The 21,796-nt window shown below is 36.6% G+C and carries 25 protein-coding genes and 1 tRNA gene; 6 read left to right on the top strand and 20 right to left on the bottom strand.

Annotated elements, in window-relative coordinates; all coding sequences use genetic code 11:
* Positions 1-2: 2 nt before the first annotated feature.
* The 20 genes from ACL9RH_RS23735 to ACL9RH_RS23640 all read right to left on the bottom strand — a co-directional run bounded on the left by ACL9RH_RS23735 (position 3) and on the right by ACL9RH_RS23640 (position 17,773).
* Positions 3-76, bottom strand: a tRNA-Asp gene (locus ACL9RH_RS23735).
* Between the two features lie 127 nt (positions 77-203).
* Positions 204-521 carry a thioredoxin gene (trxA, locus tag ACL9RH_RS23730; RefSeq protein WP_027374941.1) on the bottom strand — a complete coding sequence of 106 codons (318 nt, stop codon included), beginning with the start codon at positions 519-521 and terminating at the stop codon, positions 204-206.
* An 84-nt stretch (positions 522-605) separates the two neighbouring features.
* Positions 606-1,781 (bottom strand): cysteine desulfurase family protein, encoded by a 1,176-nt coding sequence (locus tag ACL9RH_RS23725; protein ID WP_422695797.1) that lies wholly within the window; start codon positions 1,779-1,781, stop codon positions 606-608.
* Positions 1,782-1,783: 2 nt separating this feature from the next.
* Positions 1,784-2,251: a hypothetical protein gene (locus ACL9RH_RS23720; RefSeq protein WP_422695796.1), complete on the bottom strand. Its 468-nt coding sequence runs from the start codon at positions 2,249-2,251 to the stop codon at positions 1,784-1,786.
* A gap of 24 nt (positions 2,252-2,275) precedes the next feature.
* Entirely contained in the window at positions 2,276-2,863 is a 588-nt protein-coding gene (locus tag ACL9RH_RS23715) for an HAD family hydrolase (protein ID WP_422695795.1), read from the bottom strand.
* Between the two features lie 4 nt (positions 2,864-2,867).
* Positions 2,868-3,593, bottom strand: a complete 726-nt coding sequence (locus tag ACL9RH_RS23710) for an SDR family NAD(P)-dependent oxidoreductase (protein WP_422695794.1) — start codon at positions 3,591-3,593, stop codon at positions 2,868-2,870.
* Entirely contained in the window at positions 3,593-4,912 is a 1,320-nt protein-coding gene (locus tag ACL9RH_RS23705) for an FAD-binding protein (protein ID WP_422695793.1), read from the bottom strand. Before ACL9RH_RS23705 ends, ACL9RH_RS23710 begins: the two co-directional genes overlap by 1 nt.
* Positions 4,909-5,796 carry a decaprenyl-phosphate phosphoribosyltransferase gene (locus ACL9RH_RS23700; RefSeq protein WP_422695792.1) on the bottom strand — a complete coding sequence of 296 codons (888 nt, stop codon included), beginning with the start codon at positions 5,794-5,796 and terminating at the stop codon, positions 4,909-4,911. The genes ACL9RH_RS23705 and ACL9RH_RS23700 overlap by 4 nt, the downstream gene beginning before the upstream one ends.
* Positions 5,797-5,905: 109 nt before the next feature.
* Positions 5,906-6,595, bottom strand: a complete 690-nt coding sequence (locus ACL9RH_RS23695; RefSeq protein ID WP_422695791.1) for an OmpA family protein — start codon at positions 6,593-6,595, stop codon at positions 5,906-5,908.
* A 26-nt stretch (positions 6,596-6,621) separates the two neighbouring features.
* Entirely contained in the window at positions 6,622-7,113 is a 492-nt protein-coding gene (locus ACL9RH_RS23690; RefSeq protein WP_422695790.1) for a hypothetical protein, read from the bottom strand.
* Positions 7,114-7,237: 124 nt separating this feature from the next.
* Positions 7,238-8,923, bottom strand: coding sequence for a S8 family serine peptidase (locus tag ACL9RH_RS23685; RefSeq protein ID WP_422695789.1), 1,686 nt, complete (start codon positions 8,921-8,923; stop codon positions 7,238-7,240).
* 77 nt (positions 8,924-9,000) lie between these two features.
* The gene (locus ACL9RH_RS23680) at positions 9,001-9,618 is read right to left on the bottom strand and encodes a WbqC family protein (protein WP_422695788.1); all 618 of its coding nucleotides are present in this window, start codon (positions 9,616-9,618) and stop codon (positions 9,001-9,003) included.
* 11 nt (positions 9,619-9,629) lie between these two features.
* Entirely contained in the window at positions 9,630-10,304 is a 675-nt protein-coding gene (gene lepB / locus ACL9RH_RS23675; protein WP_422695787.1) for a signal peptidase I, read from the bottom strand.
* Positions 10,304-11,947 carry a signal peptidase I gene (gene lepB / locus ACL9RH_RS23670; RefSeq protein WP_422695786.1) on the bottom strand — a complete coding sequence of 548 codons (1,644 nt, stop codon included), beginning with the start codon at positions 11,945-11,947 and terminating at the stop codon, positions 10,304-10,306. The genes lepB (ACL9RH_RS23675) and lepB (ACL9RH_RS23670) overlap by 1 nt, the downstream gene beginning before the upstream one ends.
* A gap of 135 nt (positions 11,948-12,082) precedes the next feature.
* The gene (gene dapB / locus ACL9RH_RS23665) at positions 12,083-12,784 is read right to left on the bottom strand and encodes a 4-hydroxy-tetrahydrodipicolinate reductase (RefSeq protein ID WP_422695785.1); all 702 of its coding nucleotides are present in this window, start codon (positions 12,782-12,784) and stop codon (positions 12,083-12,085) included.
* Positions 12,785-12,840: 56 nt separating this feature from the next.
* Positions 12,841-13,479 carry a DUF5683 domain-containing protein gene (locus ACL9RH_RS23660; protein ID WP_422695784.1) on the bottom strand — a complete coding sequence of 213 codons (639 nt, stop codon included), beginning with the start codon at positions 13,477-13,479 and terminating at the stop codon, positions 12,841-12,843.
* Entirely contained in the window at positions 13,480-14,370 is an 891-nt protein-coding gene (locus tag ACL9RH_RS23655; protein WP_422695783.1) for a ParB/RepB/Spo0J family partition protein, read from the bottom strand. It abuts the gene before it with no gap.
* A gap of 69 nt (positions 14,371-14,439) precedes the next feature.
* Positions 14,440-15,213, bottom strand: a complete 774-nt coding sequence (locus ACL9RH_RS23650) for a ParA family protein (RefSeq protein WP_422695782.1) — start codon at positions 15,211-15,213, stop codon at positions 14,440-14,442.
* Between the two features lie 167 nt (positions 15,214-15,380).
* Positions 15,381-16,226 (bottom strand): energy transducer TonB, encoded by an 846-nt coding sequence (locus ACL9RH_RS23645; RefSeq protein WP_422695781.1) that lies wholly within the window; start codon positions 16,224-16,226, stop codon positions 15,381-15,383.
* 260 nt (positions 16,227-16,486) lie between these two features.
* Positions 16,487-17,773, bottom strand: a complete 1,287-nt coding sequence (locus ACL9RH_RS23640; protein WP_062676417.1) for an adenylosuccinate synthase — start codon at positions 17,771-17,773, stop codon at positions 16,487-16,489.
* A 169-nt stretch (positions 17,774-17,942) separates the two neighbouring features.
* Here ACL9RH_RS23640 and ACL9RH_RS23635 point away from each other — a divergent pair, with 169 nt between their 5' ends.
* The 6 genes from ACL9RH_RS23635 (at position 17,943) to ACL9RH_RS23610 (ending at position 21,786) form a co-directional block, all read left to right on the top strand.
* Positions 17,943-18,533 carry a hypothetical protein gene (locus ACL9RH_RS23635; protein ID WP_422695780.1) on the top strand — a complete coding sequence of 197 codons (591 nt, stop codon included), beginning with the start codon at positions 17,943-17,945 and terminating at the stop codon, positions 18,531-18,533.
* A gap of 24 nt (positions 18,534-18,557) precedes the next feature.
* Complete coding sequence (locus ACL9RH_RS23630) at positions 18,558-18,959, top strand: hypothetical protein (RefSeq protein WP_422695779.1); 402 nt, start codon at positions 18,558-18,560, stop codon at positions 18,957-18,959.
* Between the two features lie 68 nt (positions 18,960-19,027).
* Positions 19,028-19,954, top strand: a complete 927-nt coding sequence (locus tag ACL9RH_RS23625) for an alpha/beta fold hydrolase (protein WP_422695778.1) — start codon at positions 19,028-19,030, stop codon at positions 19,952-19,954.
* A gap of 37 nt (positions 19,955-19,991) precedes the next feature.
* The gene (locus ACL9RH_RS23620) at positions 19,992-20,549 is read left to right on the top strand and encodes an AAA family ATPase (protein ID WP_422695777.1); all 558 of its coding nucleotides are present in this window, start codon (positions 19,992-19,994) and stop codon (positions 20,547-20,549) included.
* A 69-nt stretch (positions 20,550-20,618) separates the two neighbouring features.
* Positions 20,619-21,137, top strand: a complete 519-nt coding sequence (locus ACL9RH_RS23615; protein WP_422695776.1) for a hypothetical protein — start codon at positions 20,619-20,621, stop codon at positions 21,135-21,137.
* Between the two features lie 25 nt (positions 21,138-21,162).
* Positions 21,163-21,786 carry a hypothetical protein gene (locus tag ACL9RH_RS23610; protein ID WP_422695775.1) on the top strand — a complete coding sequence of 208 codons (624 nt, stop codon included), beginning with the start codon at positions 21,163-21,165 and terminating at the stop codon, positions 21,784-21,786.
* Positions 21,787-21,796: the final 10 nt, after the last annotated feature.

The following is a 21,796-nucleotide window of genomic DNA, read 5'->3' as shown; positions in this document are numbered from 1 at the left end:
TGCGATCCGGACGGGACTCGAACCCGCGACCTCCGCCGTGACAGGGCGGCATTCTAACCAGCTGAACTACCGGATCATTTTTGTGAAAGAACGTCGTTTCTTTTTCGTGGTTGCAAAATTACACCTTTTTTTAATACCTGCAAATTATTTTCAAAAAAAATGCCTCCCAATCACGGAAGGCATTCATTATCAAACTTTATTTTTTATAAGTGAGCGCTTAATTTTTCAGCGATTACCTCTTTTGGAGCTACACCTACTAATTTATCTACTACTTCCCCATTCTTAAAAATAAGAACTGTAGGGATATTTCTAATGCCATACTGCATTGAGATTTCCTGGTTGTTGTCCACATCTACTTTTCCTACTACTGCTTTACCTTCAAAATCTGATGCTACTTCTTCGATGATTGGTCCAAGTGTTCTACAAGGTCCGCACCATACTGCCCAGAAGTCTACTAATACCGGTTTGTCTGATTTTAAAACCGTATCCTGAAATGAGCTGTCTGTAATTTCTAAAGCCATTTTTTGTCTCTTTTATTTTAATTAATATTATATTCTTTTTTCTCTTGATTGAGTCCTCAAAATTACGATTTTTACATCATAAGACTATCTATGCTCAACATTAGTTTTTTCTATAGTGTAGTCTTTTGAGATTTCTTTTAACGCATCCACTAAAGCATCGATATCTGCTTTGGTAGTCATATGGCTGAAAGAGATACGTAACGGCGTACAATGGTCCATTTCATCCTCGGAAAGTACCATCATCATTACCATAGAAGGTTTAGAAGCTCCGGAAGAGCAAGCGCTCCCCTGAGAAATGGCAATTCCTTTCATATCCAGCTGAAGCCCTATTAAAGGATTTTTATAGGGTAATAAGGCGCTTAAAACGGTGTAAAGGCTATTTTCCTTCTCTGCACTTCTTCCGTTGAATTTAATACCCTCTATTTCGGCAGAAAGTCTTTCAATAGCGTAGTCTTTAATAGCCTGCATATGGTTTGTATATTCATCCATATGAGCCAAAGAAAGTTCCAATGCTTTTCCAAGCCCTACGATACCGGCCACATTTTCTGTTCCAGCTCTAAGACTTCTTTCCTGAGGTCCTCCGGTAATAATACCTTTAAGACCACTTGCTTTTCTGATAAAGGCAAATCCTGCTCCTTTCGGGCCGTGAAATTTGTGGGCACTGCAAGAAGCAAAATCTACAGGAATATCGGAGAGATCAAGGTTCATGTGAGCCATGGTTTGCACCGTATCTGAGTGGAAAAGAGCGTTATATTTTTTACAAAGTTCAGCTACTTTTTTAATATCGATGATATTTCCTATTTCATTGTTGGCGTGCATTAAGCTTACCAGTGTTTTTTTATCTGAAGCTTTTAATAATTCTTCTAATTTATTCAGATCAATATCTCCCTGTGCGTTTGGACGGATGTAGTTTACTTCTACTCCTTTTCTGGTTTTCATGTCCAGAACACTTTCAGAAACACATTTATGTTCCATAGGAGAGCTGATAATCCTTTGTACACCCAAATGTTCTACAGAGGATTTGATGATCATATTGTTGGATTCGGTCCCGCAGGAAGTGAAAATAATTTCAGCCGGAGTTACATGAAGATAGTCTGCAACCTGTCTTCTTACATTTTCAATAAGGATTTTTGCTTCCTGGCCAAAGCTGTGCGTTGAAGACGGGTTTCCGAAATTCATCTTCATAGTGCCCACCATTGCGTCTATAACTTCTTCTGCAAGCGGAGTGGTTGCGGCATTATCTAAATATACTTTATCCATTCTTATTTTGAATATTTTAATTCTACTGAGGTAAACTGATAATTGGCAGGAACAGCAAAAATAATCCAGGGATTGGACATGACCTGAATTTCCATTCCACCGGAAGGCTCTCCTGCAGGGACTTCTACGTACAGCACATTGTTTTTCACAGATACGTTTTTGATCTGTGTTATTCTATGACTTCCCGACGTAAAGCGTCCTAGGTTGTACACGACAACCTTTTTATTGCTCGGAAATTTAGGATAATTGATGGCAGGTTCTTTCTCCAGCTCTATCATTCCTAAAGCTCCTTTTATAATGTTTCGAAAATCCTTTTTGTTTTTGATGATGGCAAAGCTGGGTTGATCTGTACCTCCCTGAGCTTCGGAAACAAGAAGTTCTGCCTTATTCTGCATAGAAATACGCTTTTGAGCCGGCACATTTGCGCAAGACATTACAATTACCATTAATGCAATTAACAGGCTTTTCATTTTTAACACTTTTACCTCCCAAAATTAATGAAAAAATTGGTAATGTCCCTCATTTGCCCATTTCAACATTGGGCGATCTCCGGAAGTATCACCAAAAGCAATAATTTTATCGTACTTAGAATTGTTGATTTCTTCCTTAATTCTTACCAGTTTTTCTTTCCCGTTACAGTTTTTACCAATAAAATTTCCTGTGAAAACACCGTTCTTGAACTCGGCTCGCGTAGAAACAAGCTGCATTTTCAGTTCATCAGCAAAAGGCTTCACCCAGATATCCAGGGAGGCAGTTACCAATAAACTCTGTATATTATTCCTATCGATATTTTTTATAAAGTCAAGGGCATTTTCCCTTACAATTTTAGGGTAATGATGTTCAAAGAACTGTTTAGATTTTTGCTCGATTTTTTCTTGGCTTTGTCCTTTCAAAATAGAACCGATAAAGCTTTTCTTCACTTTTTCTGTTTCAGCCAGTTTAAGCTTGAGCAGAATAAAGAGGGGAACGTGTCTTAAAAATTGTATTCGGTATTTTGTAGAATCGTAGAATTTAAGATACATAAACATGGTATCTTTATACGTGAGGGTGCCGTCAAAATCAAAACAATACAATTTTTTCATGTTCTTAAAGCTTTAATTTTTTGAATATAAACTCAGGGATATTCCTGATAATCATCATTATAATACTCCAAATAGGCAAAACATATGCCACATTATTCTGTTTTTTGAAGGCCTTATAAATACAGGCTGCTGCCTGTTTGGGAGTGGCTGTTAATTTTGGATTCAACGGCAGACCCTCGGTCATTTTGGTTGCCATAAATCCTGGTTTTATGGTAAGAACGTGTACTTTTTTATCAAAAAGATAATTTCTCAATCCGCTTAAATAGGCTGTAAAGGCAGCTTTGGCACTTCCATAGATAAAGTTGCTCTGTCTTCCTCTGTCCCCTGCTACTGATGAAAGCCCAATGATGGTTCCAGATCTTCTGTTTTCAAATTTATGGGCAAAATAGTTCATCACAGGAACCAGCTTAGCGTAATTGATACTGATGATACGCTCTGTATTTTTGTTGTCATACAAACCCTCCTCTGTTCCTTCTCCTAAGTATCCTACGGCGCAAAACAATACATTTGAATCAATGGTATCAAATCTATTGTAATCTATATCTTTTGTAAGATCCAGTTCGATTACTTCAGACTGTTGCAGAAATTTCACATCAATGTGTCTTGCAAATCTTTCTGTAGTTTCTTTATTTGAGGTAAAAAGGTAAATTTTTCCAAACTTTTCTCCTTCCTGAAGTGCTTTTTCTACAAAGGCCTGTGCCACTTCGGACGTACTTCCCAGAACTATCATTATGAGTTGTTATTTATGATTCTTTTGTGCTGTAAAGACACAAATTTAGGATTTTGAATATTTTTCAGATAATTGGTGAGTGAAGATCTGCTCATGCTGTCTTTGGTAAGGTAAATTCTTCCGCCGAATTCCTGTACGATAGCATCCAGCTGATCTACCAGTTTTTTCAGTTTTGAATTGACCTTAAAGTCCAACGCCAATGTATACCCTTCTACAGGGAACGAGTTGTAGGCTTCCGGATTATCTTTTCCGAACAGCTTCAAAACCGCTAAGAATGATCCGTTTCCACTTTTGGCAATGGTTTCAAGAATTCTCTTCATTCCTTCTTTTCCTGCTGCTTTGGGAATCACCATCTGATATTGTATAAACCCTGATTTTCCATAGATCTTATTCCAATCATTAATGGCATCCAAAGGATAAAAAAAGGTTTCGTAATCGATAAAGTTTTTGACTTCTTTTTTAGACTGTTTTTTATAGTAAAGCCAATTGAATATTTTCACAGTCAGAGCATTCAATACAAATCCCGGAAAATAAAAAGGAACGATTGGCTGTAGCTTTTTCTTCAGTCTTAAAGGCGTTTTTCGTAGATTTTGCGGAAGTTCATGCTGAAAAGCGTGTTCTCCTCTCATAAGGATACTTCTTCCGATATCTTTTCCTTTCTGCAGACAGTCGATCCATGCTACGGTATAAGTCCAGCTTTCACTTTCTTCGAAAAGTCTGAAAATTTCATCTAGGTTTTCAGCTTTGATACTTTCCTGACGGATGTAAGCTGATTCTATATTTTTAAGTTTAAATCTTGCTGTGAGAATGATTCCCGTAAGACCCATTCCTCCAATTGTAGCCCAGAACTTATCGGAATTTTGCTCTCTTGAACAGGTAATAATTTCTCCGTTTTCATTCATCAGTTTAAAATCGATGACATATTCTGAAAAGCATCCTTCAGCATGGTGATTTTTTCCATGAACATCGGAAGCAATAGCCCCTCCTACAGAAACGAATTTTGTTCCGGGAGTTACATACAGGAAGTAGCCTTGCGGCACCGATATTTCCAGTACGTCTGATAGCAGTACTCCAGCTTCACATTCTATAATTCCGTTTAAGCGGTCGAAACTGATGAATTTATTTAATTTTTTGGTAGAAAATATAGATTCCCCCAATGAAGCATCTCCGTAGCATCTTCCATTTCCCCTTGCAATCACTTCATTGTGGTTGAGTACAAAATCTTTTATTCTTTTGAAGCTGTCCTCAGATCTCATTTCTTTTTCTACTACCGGGAAATTGCCCCAGTTAGTAACTTTCTGTGTGAAGTTCGGCTTCATTTTTTAAAGTAAATTTGAATTAAAAATGTGGCCACCCAAAGTAATAGTGTAACCTGTATATAGCGGTCTCTGTAAACAATTTTTGTAGGAGATTCTGTTCTGTTGTAAACAAGAGTCTGCTGAAGATATCTCAATAGTGCAAAAACTACGAAAATAACGGTATAAAAAACCCTCTCATGGAATCTTGCCTGTACTTCTGGCGACAGGGTAAACATAAGGTAACATACAATGGCCAACGTAATAGAAATGGAAAGCGCTATGTCTGCAAACTGAACATTATACCCGTCCAATGCTTTTCTTGTCTTTCCTGAAACCTGTGCATTGATAAGCTCTCCTCTTCTTTTTCCTATAGCCAATACAAGTGCCAGTACAAAAGTCAGCAAAATAGCCCATTGTGAGATACTGATCCCCGTGATATAGCCTCCTGCAAGAACTCTGAGTACAAATCCAATGGCAATAATAAAAATATCGATGATAGGAACGTGCTTCAGTTTGAAAGTATATGCTAAGTTCATTACCACATAAAATCCTATAATGGTAGCAAATTTCCATAACGGCTGATGGAAATAAAACTGTGCTAAAAATACAAGAACGGTATCGATAATCACTAAACCAATAAGAATTCCTATGGCTTTTGATTTTGAAATAGCTCCGCTAGCGAGGGGTCTTCTTCTTTTTTCAGGGTGTTTTCTGTCGGCTTCAATATCATTGTAATCATTCAGGATATAAACCACGCTTGCCGCAAGTGAAAAAATAACAAATGCGAAAACACTTTCAGTGAGAAGGTCAAAGTTGGTGATATTACCAGAAAAGAACAAAGGGACAAATACAAACAGGTTTTTCACCCATTGCTCTACACGGAGCAGCTTTAAATATTTCTTCATTTATGTTATTTCAAATGCAAAAATAGTAAATTCAAAATTTTCCAACCATAAAAATACAAAAAAAACCGCCGTGGCGGTCTTTTACGAAAATATTTATATGTTAAATTAATTACTGTCCTTGCTTGGCATCATTAATCATTTTCTCATTTGCAGTAATAGCGAATTCAACTCTTCTGTTTTTTGCTCTTCCTTCGTCTGTATCATTGCTTGCCACCGGCATATTTTTACCTTCACCTTTTGTGAACATTCTACCTGATGCTACTCCTTTTCCTGATAGATAAGCTTTCACTGCATCTGCTCTTCTTTGAGAAAGGGCAAGGTTATAAGCATCTTTACCAACGCTGTCTGTATAACCGTAAATGTTGATGTTTGTATCCGGGTTATCTGCCAATACCTGAGCAAGTTTGTTAAGGTTGGTTTGAGCAGTAGAAGTAAGATTAGAAGAATCGAAAGCAAAGTTCACAATACTCTCGTTCATTGTTACTTTAATACCGTCTCCTACTCTTTCTACCTGAGCTCCTGGTAAAGTTTCTTTAATATCTCTGGCTTGCTTATCCATCTTGTTACCAATCACGTTTCCAGCAACACCACCAATAATACCTCCTAATACAGCACCGATAGCACCGTTTCCACCTCTACCAACATTATTTCCAAGGATACCTCCAAGTACAGCTCCTGAAGCGACACCTACAGCGGTACCTCTTTGTTGATGATTTGAATTCTGAACCGCTTCACAGCTTGTCAATAATAATGCTGATGACAAGAAAAGGGCTCCTACGTATGTTTTAGTAAATTTCATTTTTTTTGATCTTTTATGTTGATAAATTATTTCATTCCTGCTCTCTGGAAGTTATAAACAACTTTTACGTTACCTCCTTCAAATGGAACATCTTGCTGAAGTGAAAACTGATCTGTAGTCTGGTTAATCAAAGTCAGTGTATAACCTGCTGTATTTTGTTTTGCCTTTGTACCGTCAGCAATTTTTTTAAACATAAACGTGTTACCGTCTTTTACTTCAAATTTGATAGGCTGTGTAAATGCCGGGCAATTTCCACCTCCGTTTAAAGTATACGCCCCTGTCCAGTTATTAGGAATTAATCTCCAGTGGCTTCCTACAAAACACTGTGCATCTGCACCTTCGTCAAAAGGTTTAATTTTATACCCTTTATCGTAATCTACGCTCACGATCTGCCAATCTCCTTTCATTTTAAGGAAATCGCCTCTCTGATTTTGAGATGTAGCTGCTTTATTCACTGAGGAACAAGACACTGCAAAAAGTGATGTTGCTAACATCCCTGCAAGTAGTAACTTTTTCATTTTGTTGTTTATTATTTTGTTACTATAAAGTTACAAAAAACCGTGCCAAAATTTAAAATAAAAAATAAAAAGTCCGAAAAAATTCGGACTTTTTATGGTTTCTCCTTAAACACAGGAAGATAAATTATTTTTTAACAGCCTTTTTTACGGATTTCGAAGGCTTAGTTACTTTTGCAGGTGTTTTATCGTTGTAAAAGTGTGTGTAGGCATATTCTGCGGCTCTTTTTACATCAATCACTCCTCCTGCTTGAGAATAGTTGGCAAATCCATTGGCTGTACTTGGGTTGCTACTTTTCACCAAAGATTCTATAATCTGATAAGGTTTAAGATCCGGCATATATGCTAATAAAACGGCAGCCGCTCCGGCAGCAACGGGTGAAGCCATAGAAGTCCCCTGAAGGTATTTGTATTCGTTTTTCGGAACGGTTGAATAGATTTCTTCTCCCGGTGCAAATACATTGACCATTTTCTTGTTATAGTTAGAGAAATCGGCTCTCAGCTCGTTATTTTTATTGGTACTTGCTCCTACAACCATTACGTTATTCACAAAAGGTTTTTCATCATTAACGTTTTTAAAATTGGTAGGATATGCTAAATGCTCTGCTACATCTTCATTTTCGTTACCCGCAGCTTTCACCAAAAGAACTCCTTTATCTTCAGCATATTTGAATGCGTCCCAAACTACATTTTTACCTGGAGAAAGTGGTTTACCAAAACTCATATTCAAAATTCTGGCGCCATTATCTACAGCATATCTGATAGCATTGGCTACATCTTTATCTCTTTCATCACCGTTAGGAACAGTTCTTACAGACATTATTTTCGCCACTTTGGATGCTACCCCATATTGGATTTCTTTTCCTTGAGGAAGGCCAGCAATAATTCCAGCTACGTGAGTACCGTGTTCTGCATCAGGGCCTTCGTAATGGTTATTTCCATAGATTTTTTCGGAATAATCATCATAATTATCCCCTACTATTTCTTTTCTCGTATCGTAGCTTAAATCGTATTGCTTAGATTGAGGAGAGTAATAGTCGATCGCTTCTTTCATCTGCTCTTTTACAGCTTTTTCGAATTCTGCAGAAGATTTACCTTTAAATTCCGGGCTTTGGGATAAACGGCCTAAGATATCAAGAGCAATAGCGTCTCTTTGCTCAGTAGGAGCTTTTATTGCAGCTACTGTCTGTGCATTTACCTCTTTTCCTCCCAAAAGCTTCACCATATTTGGGATCAGCTCATTAATCATGGTATAGGTTTGAAGACCTTGCTGTGCTTCCACGCTTTTCTTATTGAAAAGTTCTTTGGCCTTCATATACATTGCAAATTCTTCCGGCATTTTGGCCTGATTTGCTTTATTACTGGTGTAATCGCTTCCTTCAAAAACGGGCTTGTATTTGGCAACGACTCTTGTTACCTCCATATTGTCGATATCAACATCACCGTTTTTTCCTCCTAAGAAATTCCAGCCGTGTACATCATCAATATATCCGTTTCCATCATCGTCTTTTCCGTTTCCCGGAATTTCGTTGGGATTTGTCCATATATTGTTTACCAATCCCGGATGATCAACCTGTACACCACTGTCCAAAACTCCAACAATGACAGTTTTGGGTTTTAAACCTTTAGATTCTAAATACTTATAAGCATTTGCGGTATTTACTCCATATACTTTTGAGGTGGAAAAATCTTTATGATACCAGGTCATAAGATCTTTATCTTCTTTAGGATCAATACTTTTAGTTTTAGTTTCCTGTGCAAAGGAAAAACTAAAACCTGCTAAAAAAACGGCAGCTAATAATACCTTTTTCATATGTTGATATTTAAATTAAAATCATATTCAACCGATACATCAACTCGCTTTATTACTGAAGTTGTTATTTGCAGCGATTAATACGACTGTTTTATTTTTTTTATGTAAGCTAAAGATTCGGGGCCTTTGTTACACACAAGATCCAGAACCGATAAATCTTCCAGAAACCCGAATTTGTCTGAGAAAGTCTGATAATATTCTTCCATCTCAAATTCTGAAGACTGCTTGGCAGAAAATTTCTCTCTGAAATCAACAGCTTCAGGATTTCTGATATATTCTTCATTCAAAGAGTGTGCCTTTTCTGTTTTAAGTATCTGTTGGATGATCTCCAGCCCCTTTAAGTTAAAATCAAGAAGGAACTTTTCTTTAAGATCATATATTTTCCTGAATTTATCTTCATAGTATTCGAAATAAGGCGAGCTTTGATAAGCTGTTTTAATGGATTTCCAGTGAAGGGTTCTCCAATCTTCTCTATAAGAAATTTCGATATCTTTTATTACTCTCTTTCCGTTGTGAACCATAGGAATGATAAGCGACAGTTTTCCGTTGGCGCCATAGATATTGGCTCTGCTTCTGTAGGTTTGTTTGGGTAAGTTCTCAAATTGTTCCAATACAACTTCATTTTCAGCATCTAAAAACACTGAAAACCATGAAACCGGTGGCATATAAAATACCGGTAATACTATATTCTGCATAATAATAAATTCTAATTGTTAGGATAAAATATTCTTCCTACAACCTCTTTTTTGTCAACCAATCCCAAAAAACGGGAGTCCAAACTCGCATTGCGGTTATCTCCTAAAAAAAACAGTTTTCCTTGTGGAATTCTAAGAGGTCCAAAGTTATCTGCGCTCCAATTCTTGTGATACATTTTAATAATGTCCTGATCGGGATTTTGATTGATAAATCGTTCGTAGGTAAAATTGTTATTAAGTTCCTTATCGCTTAGCTGAGTAATGAAGTCGTTTTCATTCATTTGAAAGATCTCATGATCATCAACACCTTTGAGACTAAGATCGTTGGCATATGCCCTATCTATTTTATAGGAATGATTAACGTTGAACTGGTCTATTAAAACATTATTAACGTATAAGTTCCCGTCTTTAATCAAGACGATATCATTCTCCTCTCCTATCAGTCTCTGCAGGTATACTCCGCCAGGATAATTCGGGTTATTCTGATTGTAAGCAAGCATGGTAAATTTCTCATAAGGCAAGATATTACTCATAAAAACGAACGATTTTCTTTTGATGTTAGGTTCGTTTCCTGCTGTGGGTACAAAAGCATATTGCAAAACCCCGGAGAGTTTTGCAATAATAAAAAGAGTTACAATAAAGCTTCCTGTTAGAAGGACTTTATTAAATATTTTATTTTTAAACACTATTCTTCTGTGTTTTTCTTTTTGAATAATTTCATGAAATATTCCCATCCGAAGAACAGGATCAAAATCATCGCTGCAATCCACCAGTAAGAAGTTTTGTTAGCTTCTCCGGTATTGGTTGCTTTGAACATTCTTTCCCAACGGATTTTTTTAGGAGCCTGATATGTTGAGCTGGCATCTGAGAATACACCCTGTACACTCATCCAAGTAAACATAGGCTTTCCAACGATATTTTCTTCAGGCACAAAACCAAAGAATCTCGCATCTAATGAAGCATCTCTGTTATCTCCAATCATCATATAATAATCCTGCTGAATGGTATATTGGTTAGCTTCTTTTCCGTTGATGAAGATTTTTCCGTTCTTTTTCTCTAAGCTGTTGTGCTCATACTCAGAAATAATCCACTGGTACATTGGAAGCGTTTCCTGATTGATGGCTACCACGTCTCCTTTCTTAGGAATTCTTAGAGGGCCATACCAATCCTGATTCCAAGGTTTGTTGATTGGGAAAATAGATTGTGTTGTATCTATTTTAGTTTTAGCTTCGTCTCTGTAATATACCGCAGCTTCTCCTTTTGGATAAATTTCTTCCTTCATAGTAAGAACATGAGGAAGTTCTTTAATTTCTTTAGCCGTTTTATCAGTTAAGCCCTGGAAACCATAAATAAAGCCTCCGTCATTCTGCTGTACCTCCTGAACAGGTAGGAAACCATAAGCTTTATATAAACTTGGAATGTCTAATTGAGCATCTGTAGTTACAATGTATCTGTGTTGTACTTCCTGATCTCCTAAAACGGTTTCCGGTTTTCCGTTCACGAAAAGTCTTCCGGCTCTCATTTCAAAAGTATCACCAGCAGTCGCCACACATCTTTTTACATAAGGATCTTTTCTGTCGATTGCCGTATGAACTGAATCCTGAGGATAGTTGAAAACAACGACATCATTTTTTTGAGGTTTATTGAATTGTAAAATTCTTGTGTAAGGAAGTTTTACAGCATCTACATAAGATTTCGGGTCATCTTTTGGATTTCCTTTCTGCCCTGTATCCATAATGGTACCCTGAAGGAAAGGTATTGCCACAGGACGCATTGGTAATCTATATCCGTAGCTCCATTTATTTACGAAAAGGAAGTCTCCTACCAGCAATGTTCTCTCCATTGATCCTGTAGGAATTCCGAACGGCTGAGTTACGAAAACGTGGATGATGGTTGCAAAAACTACCGCGAAGGTAATTGAACCCACGAATGTATCTTTCTTTTTATCGTTTTTCTCTTCATCTGTAAGGAACAGATTGTCGGCATTTTCATCTTCTAATTCTAAATCTTTAGAATAGTTGATTACTGCCATATAAATAAACGGCAAAATTACCGTAAGAATCTGGTCTTTGAAAAGTGTTTTCCCGAACTTCTTCACCAAATAAAGGTGAAAAACAGACATCATGATTGGTCCTACAATCGGAAGATAGGAAAGAATAGCCCACCATTTCGGATGTTTTGTTTCTTTAAGAATAATGAAATAATTGTAGAAAGGTATAAAAGCAAATAAAGGGCTATACCCCAATTTCTTGAACATCTTCCAGGTTGAAATCCCCATCAATACTGATAAAATGAGGACATACACTGTATAAGTTAAAAAATAATTCATAATTTTTTGTGCCTATTCTTATGATATAAATGATAAAAATGATGAGTAATAAATGACCACAGCTTTTATGCTATTTACAATTCACTATTCATCATTTCCTGTTATTGGTATGCAATATAAAGATTTTGTTACAAATTAAAGGCCCAAAACGTCTTTCATTCCGAAGTTTCCTTTTTTATCTTTGATCCATTCCGCAGCCACTACAGCTCCTAATGCAAAACCGTTTCTGTTGAAAGCAGTATGTTTGATCTCGATTTCGTCTACTTCGCTTCTGTAATATACGCTGTGGGTTCCCGGAACCTCATCTTCTCTTACCGCAAAAATCCCCAGCTGATTGCCTTGTGTTTCTTCCAACTTCCAGGCTTCAAATTTTGGGTTATTTTGAATAATACCTTCTGCTATAGAGATAGCGGTACCACTTGGAGCGTCTTTTTTATGAATGTGATGTATTTCTTCTAACTGACAAGAATATTCATCAACGTTTTTCATAAGATCTGCCAGTTTTTCGTTTAAAGCAAAAAACAGGTTAACACCTAAACTAAAATTAGAACCATATAAGAATGCAGTATCATTTTCTATAGCTAGTTGTTCTACTTCCGCTCTTTGATCCAGCCAACCTGTTGTTCCACAAATGACTGGGATCTTATTTTGAAGACAGGCTTTAATATTTTCAAATGCAACTTCCGGCAGAGAGAATTCTATGACAACATCCGGATTGTTAAGATTTTCAGCAGTTGGAGTTTCCTTCAGGCGAGCCACTATTTCATGACCTCTTTTCTGTGCGATCTCATCAATGATCTTCCCCATTTTACCATAACCAACTAATGCTATTTTCATATGCTTTTCTTTTATAATGTACCGTATAAAAACGGTTACCTGTTTATATGTTGTAACTAAAATCTATAACTTAGACTAAGTCCTGTTTTTGGCGCGCTATATCCGTACTGATCCTGAATAATCGTAGGTTTAAAACTAAGATCCGGGTCGTGGCGGCTTTCGTAAAGGTGTGCATCTACTACGGCATCCAGAATGTTTAGAATATAAATTAATCCTGTAATGGCAATGGCATAGTCTCTTTGTCTTTTAGCTCTGTCCTGAGCATTCCCTAAAGCCTTTTTATCTAAAAACGGATGACTGTCTACAAACTCATTAGGAGTACCATTTAGTTTCGCCACATAATATTCACGGTATTTTCTGTATTGATTGTCGTTCCAAACAGCAATTCCTACTCCGGCTCCTACAGCTCCCCATACGATGGGAATTTTCCAGTATTTTTTGTTGTAGAATTGTCCTAATCCCGGTAGTACAGCTGAATACAAACCTGCTCTTGTAGGATTAAGCTTTATTGTTTTTTTGGTTGGGCCATTGGCCTTTTCCAGGTCTTCAATAATCTTGGCTTCCGTTTTCCCTGGTTTTAAGACAGGAGGTTCAGCTTTCGGAGGAGCTTGCATCCGAACGGTATCAATTGGATTAACTTGTGAGTAAGCTATAGCAGCAATACACAAGAAAAATGTGAAAAATATTTTCTTCATTTATTTAATGTGGGATAAAATATATTCCAGCTCTTCTTCATTTTTAAAGTCCAGAACAATTTTACCTTTTTTACCATTTCCAGAAGTTTTAATTTCAACTTTTACATCAAGGATGTCTGCAATTGTCTTCTGGGCTCTTTTATAATTATTGGAAAGTTCCACACTTGCTTTTTTGGCAGCGGGAGACTTTGGATTCTTCAGGGCAGCAGCGGCCTGCTCAGCCTGACGAACGTTTAATTTTTCTTTAATAATAAGTTCAAACAGAACCTGTTGATCTTCTTCGCTTTCAAGGCTGATAATTGCTCTTCCGTGACCTGCGGAGATCTCGCCACTTCTAATGGCGTTCTGAATATCCGGATTTAATCTTAATAGTCTGATAGAATTGGTAATCGTACTTCTGTCCTTCCCTATTCTCTGGCTCAGATTTTCCTGAGTAAGACCAATTTCCTCCAAAAGCCTGTGATAAGTTAAAGCGATTTCTATCGCATCAAGGTCTTCTCTCTGGATATTTTCAACAAGAGCCATCTCAAGAAGCTCCTGATCGTTTACTAAACGGATATAGGCAGGAATAGTCGTAAACCCTGCAATTTTACTTGCTCTGTAACGTCTTTCCCCGGATATGATTTCGAATTTCTCACCATCTTTTCTTAAGGTAATCGGCTGAATTACACCTAAGTTTGTAATAGACTGTGCAAGTTCGTTTAATGCTTTTTCATCAAAATAAGTTCTCGGCTGCGTAGGATTCGGATAAATATCTTCAAGCGCAACTTCGACAATGTTTCCTACAAACTTATCTGCTCCCTCATCGGTAGCGGAATTGATTGTTGCTTTGGATTCTGCACTTAAAATGGCGCCCAAACCGCGGCCCATAGCTCTTTTTTTGTCCTTCATAGATATAATTGATAAATGATGTTTGAGAAGCGATGACTAACCATCACTCATTGGCCATTTATTATTAATTTAATTCTTTACTAAATTTTCATTCTTCAAAAGAACTTCTTCAGCCAACTGAATGTACTGAACAGCTCCTTTACTTTCGGCATCATAGTTCAGGATACTTTCTCCAAAACTTGGTGCTTCACTTAATCTTACGTTTCTACTGATGATGGTTTCAAAAACCATTTCAGGGAAGTGAAGATTTACTTCTTCCACCACCTGGTTAGACAGTCTCAGTCTGCTGTCGTACATCGTAAGAAGAAGACCTTCTATCCCAAGATCTTTGTTGTGGATTTTCTGAACATTTTTAACGGTGTTCAAAAGTTTCCCAAGTCCTTCTAATGCAAAGTATTCGCATTGGATAGGAATAATCACAGAATCTGCCGCTGTAAGGGCATTTACGGTAATAAGACCTAAACTTGGTGCACAGTCGATAATGATATAGTCATAATCGTCTCTTACACTGGCTAATGCTTTTTTCAGCATATATTCACGATCTTCTTTGTCTACCAATTCAATTTCGGCAGCTACAAGGTCGATGTGAGACGGAATAATATCCAAATTTGGGGTAGCAGTTCTTTTGATACAAACTCTTGTATCTGCGCTATGCTCCAATAGATTATATGTAGAGTACTGAACGTCTTCAACGCCAAGACCTGATGTGGCATTCGCCTGAGGGTCAGCGTCAATGATCAAAATTTTCTTTTCCAATACTCCTAATGCTGCTGCCAAGTTTACGGCGGTTGTTGTTTTACCAACTCCTCCTTTTTGATTAGCAATACCTATGATTTTTGCCATTATTCGAACTTTAAGTTTCAAAAATACACTTTTTTCTTTGCTCTCGATGAATGGTGAAAATTAAAATTGAGTTAAAATACTGTTAATAAGCTTTTTAACGATTAAAAAAATTATCCACAAAAAAAAATCTTTGTGGATAACTATTCAATTTTTGTTTTCAGGATCAATTAATCAAACTTCATGGAGATAGGAAATTTGAAATAACTTCTTACATATTCTCCTTTTTTGTTTTTAGCAGGAGTCCATTTTCCTTTGTTTGAGATTGATTTAATTGTTCTTATTGCCTCATTATTAAAGTCGGCATTGGTTCCATTAGCTTTTACCCCTGAGATCGTACCGTCCATTTCTACAATAAAGGTGACTGTCGTTTTTACAACATCTTCTGATTCGAATCCTGAACCATCAAAGTTGCTCATTACTTTATTTCTAAAGGAATCTATTCCTCCCACAAAACTGGCTTCTACACCTAGTTCTCCAGATTCCAAAATTTTACTTCTATCCACCGGATCAGAAATTACTGGCGGCGGAGTATTGATTACAGGACCTGTTCCTACTGATAATGTTGGAACATTAGGTGTATTAGGTGTTACCGGATCTCCTTTAAAATGATCGACAAACCCTGCTACAGCATCATCAGGAACGGGATCTTTTTTCACATTATCCTGAGCTGTACTTGATGGCGTAGGCACTGTACTGTCAAATGTTTTCTTATTGGAAGATACTGGAGGTGCTACGGGAGTAATTTTCACTGGCGGTTTAACCTGCTCCTCTATTTCCGGTACAAAATCAATTATAACACCTCCTGGGCCTTTTGCAGTAGGTTCTATCTTAAATGCAGAAATCACAAATGGTGTAATTGATACTGCTGCCATTAAGCTTATTCCTACAAAAAGTGCTTTGGTTAATATTTTATCTGATTCGTTTCTTAATACATAAGCTCCGTAATCTTTGTTACGGTGTTCAAAAAGAACTTCGTTAAAACGAAATTCCTGGTTTTGGTTATGGTGTTTCATCACTACTACTATTTAAACTGTTAAAAAAAAGATTATTAGTTTGTTAGTTCTTATCGATAAGCAATGTTTCAATATCAAATCATCTGCCAAAAAATTATCAAAACAACATAATATTAGAAAATTTCATGATAAAGTATCAATTTTAACATTTATAGACCTTAAAAATTGATACAGAAAAATAATAACCTACACCATTTATCATAAAAAAGCTCAGGCCATCATTTTGATGGCCTGAGCTTTTATGCATATTCAAAGAACTATTAGAATAATTCTTTTCTGATAATGTTCTGACTTCTTTCTGGTCCTACAGAAACTAAGTATACATTGATTCCTAAATATTTTTCAATAAACTCGATGTATTTCTGAGCAGTGTCAGGAAGTTCATCATAGCTTCTTGCTTTTGTAATATCTTCGCTCCAACCTGGTAAATCCTGATAGATTGGTTCGTAGTTGTATAATTTTTCTGTTGAAGAAGTGAAATAATCGATGATTTTTCCGTCTTCAGTTTTATAATGTGTTACTACTTTCAGGTTTTCGATTCCTGTAAGAACGTCTAATTTTGTGATCACAAGGTTGTTGATCCCGTTGATCATACAAGCGTGCTTTAAAGAAACAAGGTCTAACCAACCTGTTCTTCTTGGTCTTCCTGTAGTCGCTCCGAATTCTCCTCCAATTTGTCTGATCTTCTCTCCCAGCTCGTTATCTAATTCAGATGGGAAAGGCCCGTTTCCTACTCTTGTACAGTAAGCTTTAGCTACCCCAATAAGGTTCTGAAGGGATGTTGGCGGAACTCCTGCTCCTGAACAAACACCTCCTGTAGATGGAGAAGAAGAAGTTACATATGGATAAGTTCCAAAGTCAATATCAAGCATTAACGCCTGAGCTCCTTCGAATAAAACGTTTTTGCCGTCTCTGATCGCTTCATTCAGTTCTAATTCAGTATCAACGATTCTGTCCTGAAGCTGCTTTCCGATGGCCAAATATTCGTTGTAAATTTCTTCAACGTCTAATGTCGGCTTCCCGTAATATTTTTCAAAAAGAGAATTTTTTACTTTTAGGTTTTTCTCAATTTTATCTCTTAAAATCTCAGGATTTAAAAGATCTACCATTCTGATCCCTACTCTTGCAATTTTATCTTCATAGCAAGGTCCGATCCCTTTTTTGGTAGTTCCGATCTGAGTTCCTCCGTGCTCCTCTTCACGGTAAGTATCCAAAAGGATGTGGTAAGGCATGATCACATGCGCTCTTCTGCTGATAAAAATGTGATCTGTTCTTAAGCCTTTGCTCTCGATCTGACCAACTTCTTTAATAAAAGATTTAGGGTTTACCACTACTCCGTTCGCAATGATACATTTCCCTTTGCATTGAAGAACTCCTGAAGGAAGAAGGTGCAAAACGAATTTTTCATCACCCACATAAACCGTGTGACCAGCATTGTCTCCACCCTGGAAACGTACTACATAGTCCGATTTTGCTGATAAAACATCCGTGATTTTTCCTTTGCCTTCATCTCCGTACTGAAGACCTACAACTACATAAGTTGACATATTTTACTTTTGTTTTTAGATTCATGCAAAATTACTTTTAAAAAAAATGACGGCCAAATTATAGAGGAAATTTATTTTGAGTTGGGGTGAAAATCATAAGGTTGAAACCGTTTAAATGAAAGTATTAATATGATTTATTCTGTATTATTGTGGTGACAAAAAAACTAAAATGCAAATAAATTCAACGGAAAGACTTCTTAAAATAGCCCAAGAATATGTATTAAAAACTGTTGGTGATCATGTTGAAGTTATCTTTACTGAAGACCATGATGAACTATTTATGTTCTATTATCAGGCAAAAGATAAAAAGGTAAGACTTGTAGGACAAGGGCCAATTATTATTGTTAAGAATGATAAAAGAATATTCGAATACGGCAGCGGTACCAGTGATGAGGAAGCTCTGGTTGATGTAACTCATAAACTGAACAAAGAAAGACTTATAAGACTCTACTATAAGAACTATGATATCTGGCAAAATTATTACGTATGGCACAAAAGATATCATTTGATTATCACGGAAATTTATGAAGAAGATCTAGATCAGGTTATTTCACTTCTCCTGAAAAACAGAATTCAATACCGTATCACCGATGAAAATCAGGAACGTTCGTATAATTATTACACTCAGGAACAGCTTGTGGAAAAATTTCAGAAAAAGCCCATCACTCTGGAAGATAGATTTTGCTACAACCATTTTTCCGACGTCCTTGCAGAACTGATTATTAAACATCCTCATTGTAGATTCACACTTTCAGAATAAGCTTACTTAATACTTTAAATACTTATGAAAAATACTTTAGTTCACTTATCTATTATATTTCTGTTGATTACCTCTTTAAGTTTTTCAACAAGAGAAAATAAAGTACGCAAATATGAAATAACCGGAAAAATAATTAACGAGGTTATCTTATCTCCGGGTTGTGGATATCTTGCACAAGCTACCGTTATTGAGTTTGAAATTATAAATTCAAACTTAAAAAACTACCCCGATAAAAATATTCCAATTATCATACAGTGTCCTGAGTTTTATGGAGACTGCTTTTTTGAAAAGAACAAGACGTATACATTACATGTTATGGATAAAAGCGGTACCGATTTTGGCTGGACTATCACTAATCTAAGTGTACAAAAGAAATATAATCTGGAAAAAAAATTATGGACTATATCTATAAAAAAAGAAGAATAGAACATCTCTTGTTTATTCAAAAACGATTTTTTATTCCTTAACTTTGAATAGCACCTAAAAAAGTCCTTATGCCATTATCCCAAACATCAGCCTACCTACCATCAAAAATCAACAATGATTCCCAGCTTTTCTCCACTCTGTTCTCTCCGGAAACAGCCAAAGCCACTTTACTCATTGTTCATGGGATGCAGGAACACAGCGGAAGATATGCCGAGATTGCAGAATACTTTGCAACTCATGGGATAGCTGTATTGACGTATGATCATTTGGGACACGGAAAATCTGTCAAAGAGAAAAAAGAGATTGGCTTTTTCCAGCTTGATAAACCTGATGAAAGACTTGTTGCGGACGCAGAAGTGATGGCAGATTATCTTGCAGAGCAATATCCGGAGGTACCTCATTTTATTTTGGGACACTCTATGGGATCTTTTATCACCCGTTGCCTTCTTCAAAGGGCCAGCCATAAGTTTTCCGGAGCCGTTATTACAGGAACCGGCGGTCCTTTACCAGGAATAGATGTATTGAGAGGTTATTTATCTTTAGCCAATACCATCGCTCCACGTTCTCGTACTTTTTTGAATTCTGTTTTTACGAAGGTCAATAACAAACAATTTAAAAAAGATAAAGATTTCAGTGCGACCAGCTGGCTGAGTATAAATCCAAAAAACAGAAAAGATTTTGAACGGGATCCACTTTGTGGTATTCCTTTCACCAACAATGCTTTTTATACATTGTTTACGATCTATAAAAAAGCTACAATGAGGAATTGGGCTTCTTCTATTGCAAAATCATTTCCTGTCTTATTTATAAGCGGGCAGAATGATCCTATCGGTGACTTTGGAAAAGGCGTTATGCATACGGTTGATCAATTAAAAACAGATGGTTTTCAGAATGTAGAAGTAAAAATCTACCCTGAAATGCGCCATGAGATCCTTAATGAGGAAATAAGGGAAAAAGTGCTCAATACAATCTACGAATGGATTTCAATCCATTAAAAATGTCCCCGGATTTATAGATTCATACAACAAAATCATGAGAATACATATTTTCGGAGCCTCAGGTTCCGGCGTAACCACCTTAGGAAAAGCATTGTCCCAAAAACTTGCTATTGAATATTTTGACAGTGATGATTTTTTCTGGCTTAAAACACCCATTCCCTTCACAGAAAGACAAAACCCAGAGATAAGAAATACTACTATTTCTCAAAAACTTCACGAAACTGACAGTTGGATCTTCGGGGGATCAATGATCAATTGGGGTGAAAATATATTTCCTGCTTTCGACCTGATTGTCTTTCTTTACCTTCCTCCCGAAATAAGATTGGAAAGATTGAAAAAAAGAGAATACGAAAGATATGGCGATGAAATTATTCATCATCCTGAAAAAGCAAAGAAATTTCAGGAATTCATAGACTGGGCTGCAGATTATGATCACAATACCGGTATTGCCAACAGAACCTTAAAAGCGCACCTCGAATGGCTGTCTGCAACCCATACCCCTTTGCTTGAAATTTCCGGAGATCATGATGTACAGCAAAAGATAGATATGATTCTGAATATACTACAACAGGAAAATATACCAACAGAATAATTGAGAAAGGTTACGATATAAAAGGAATTACTATTTTAGAACGCTGAAAAAAAATTACAATCCATCCCAATGACCATAGAAGAACTTATAAAAGACAAAACTATAAAATCAAAAGAAAAAGTAGAGATCATCAGTAAATGGATCTTAGAAAAAACCTTACCCACTGATGAATTGATCGTTTTTGCTGAAAAATCAAAAGATCCCATAAAAGCAACCTGCGTGGAAGCCTTGGAATATGCTACGAAACAAAATCCCACTCTAGCGGATGACACCGTATTTTCATTTGTCATACAAACTCTTACCGAAAAAGCACCCAGAATACGATGGGAAAGCGCCAAAGTAATAGGCAATACAGCCCATTTATTTCCTGAAAACCTGGATAAAGCCATTACCAACCTTTTGGATAATACAGTTCATGAAGGAACTGTAGTGCGTTGGAGTGCTGCATTTGCGCTAGGGGAAATCCTGAAATTGAAAACCCATCACAATGCTACCTTACTGCCTGCTCTTGAAAACATCAGTGAGAAGGAGGAAAAGAACAGCATTAAGAAAATCTATCTGGACGCGATAAAAAAAACAAAAAAGTAACCTTTATAAAAACACAAAAAATACAATGCTGGAAAACTCAAGAGACGAATTTATTAAAATAGCCAGAGACTACCTTTTAGAGAATGTAGGTGATGATGTTGATATATTCGAAGATGATATTGTAGAATCCGAAGATGCATTTCGTTTTCACTTCCAATCTAAAAAGTTTTTAGAAACCGGAAGATTTGGAGATCAGTATGTAGGACCAGGCCCTTTGTTCGTTTTAAAAAGAAGCAAAAAAGTCATTCCTTACGGAAGTGCTTCATTAGGAATAGCTGCCCATGTTCATTTAATCAGCAAATTAAACAAGGAAAGGCTCATTAGAATTTATCACAAAGATTATGATATTTGGGAAGGCAAATACAATCTGATCATCAATGAGATTACTGATGATCAAGAATTAGGATTTGAGGATTTCATCATTGAAGATTTTGTAAAAGTTCTTCTAAAACATAAAATTTGGGATTCTTCCCGCTATGATGACAAGAACAATGAAAGTTATTATTATACTAAAGAAGAATTGGAACAAGCTTTAAAGGCAGGCCCTCTCCTATTAAAAAGTCATTTTTGCGAGAAACTTGAAGATCTTCTTGTTGATCTTATCAATACCAACATATATCTTGACTGGACCTTATCTGAAGTGAAATAATTATTGTCAT

Origin of the sequence: Chryseobacterium sp. Mn2064 (assembly GCF_049319685.1) — a bacterium.
Lineage (GTDB): Bacteria > Bacteroidota > Bacteroidia > Flavobacteriales > Weeksellaceae > Chryseobacterium.
The sequence above is the reverse complement of the archived record's forward strand: the minus strand, read 5'-3'. Positions and strand labels throughout refer to the sequence as shown.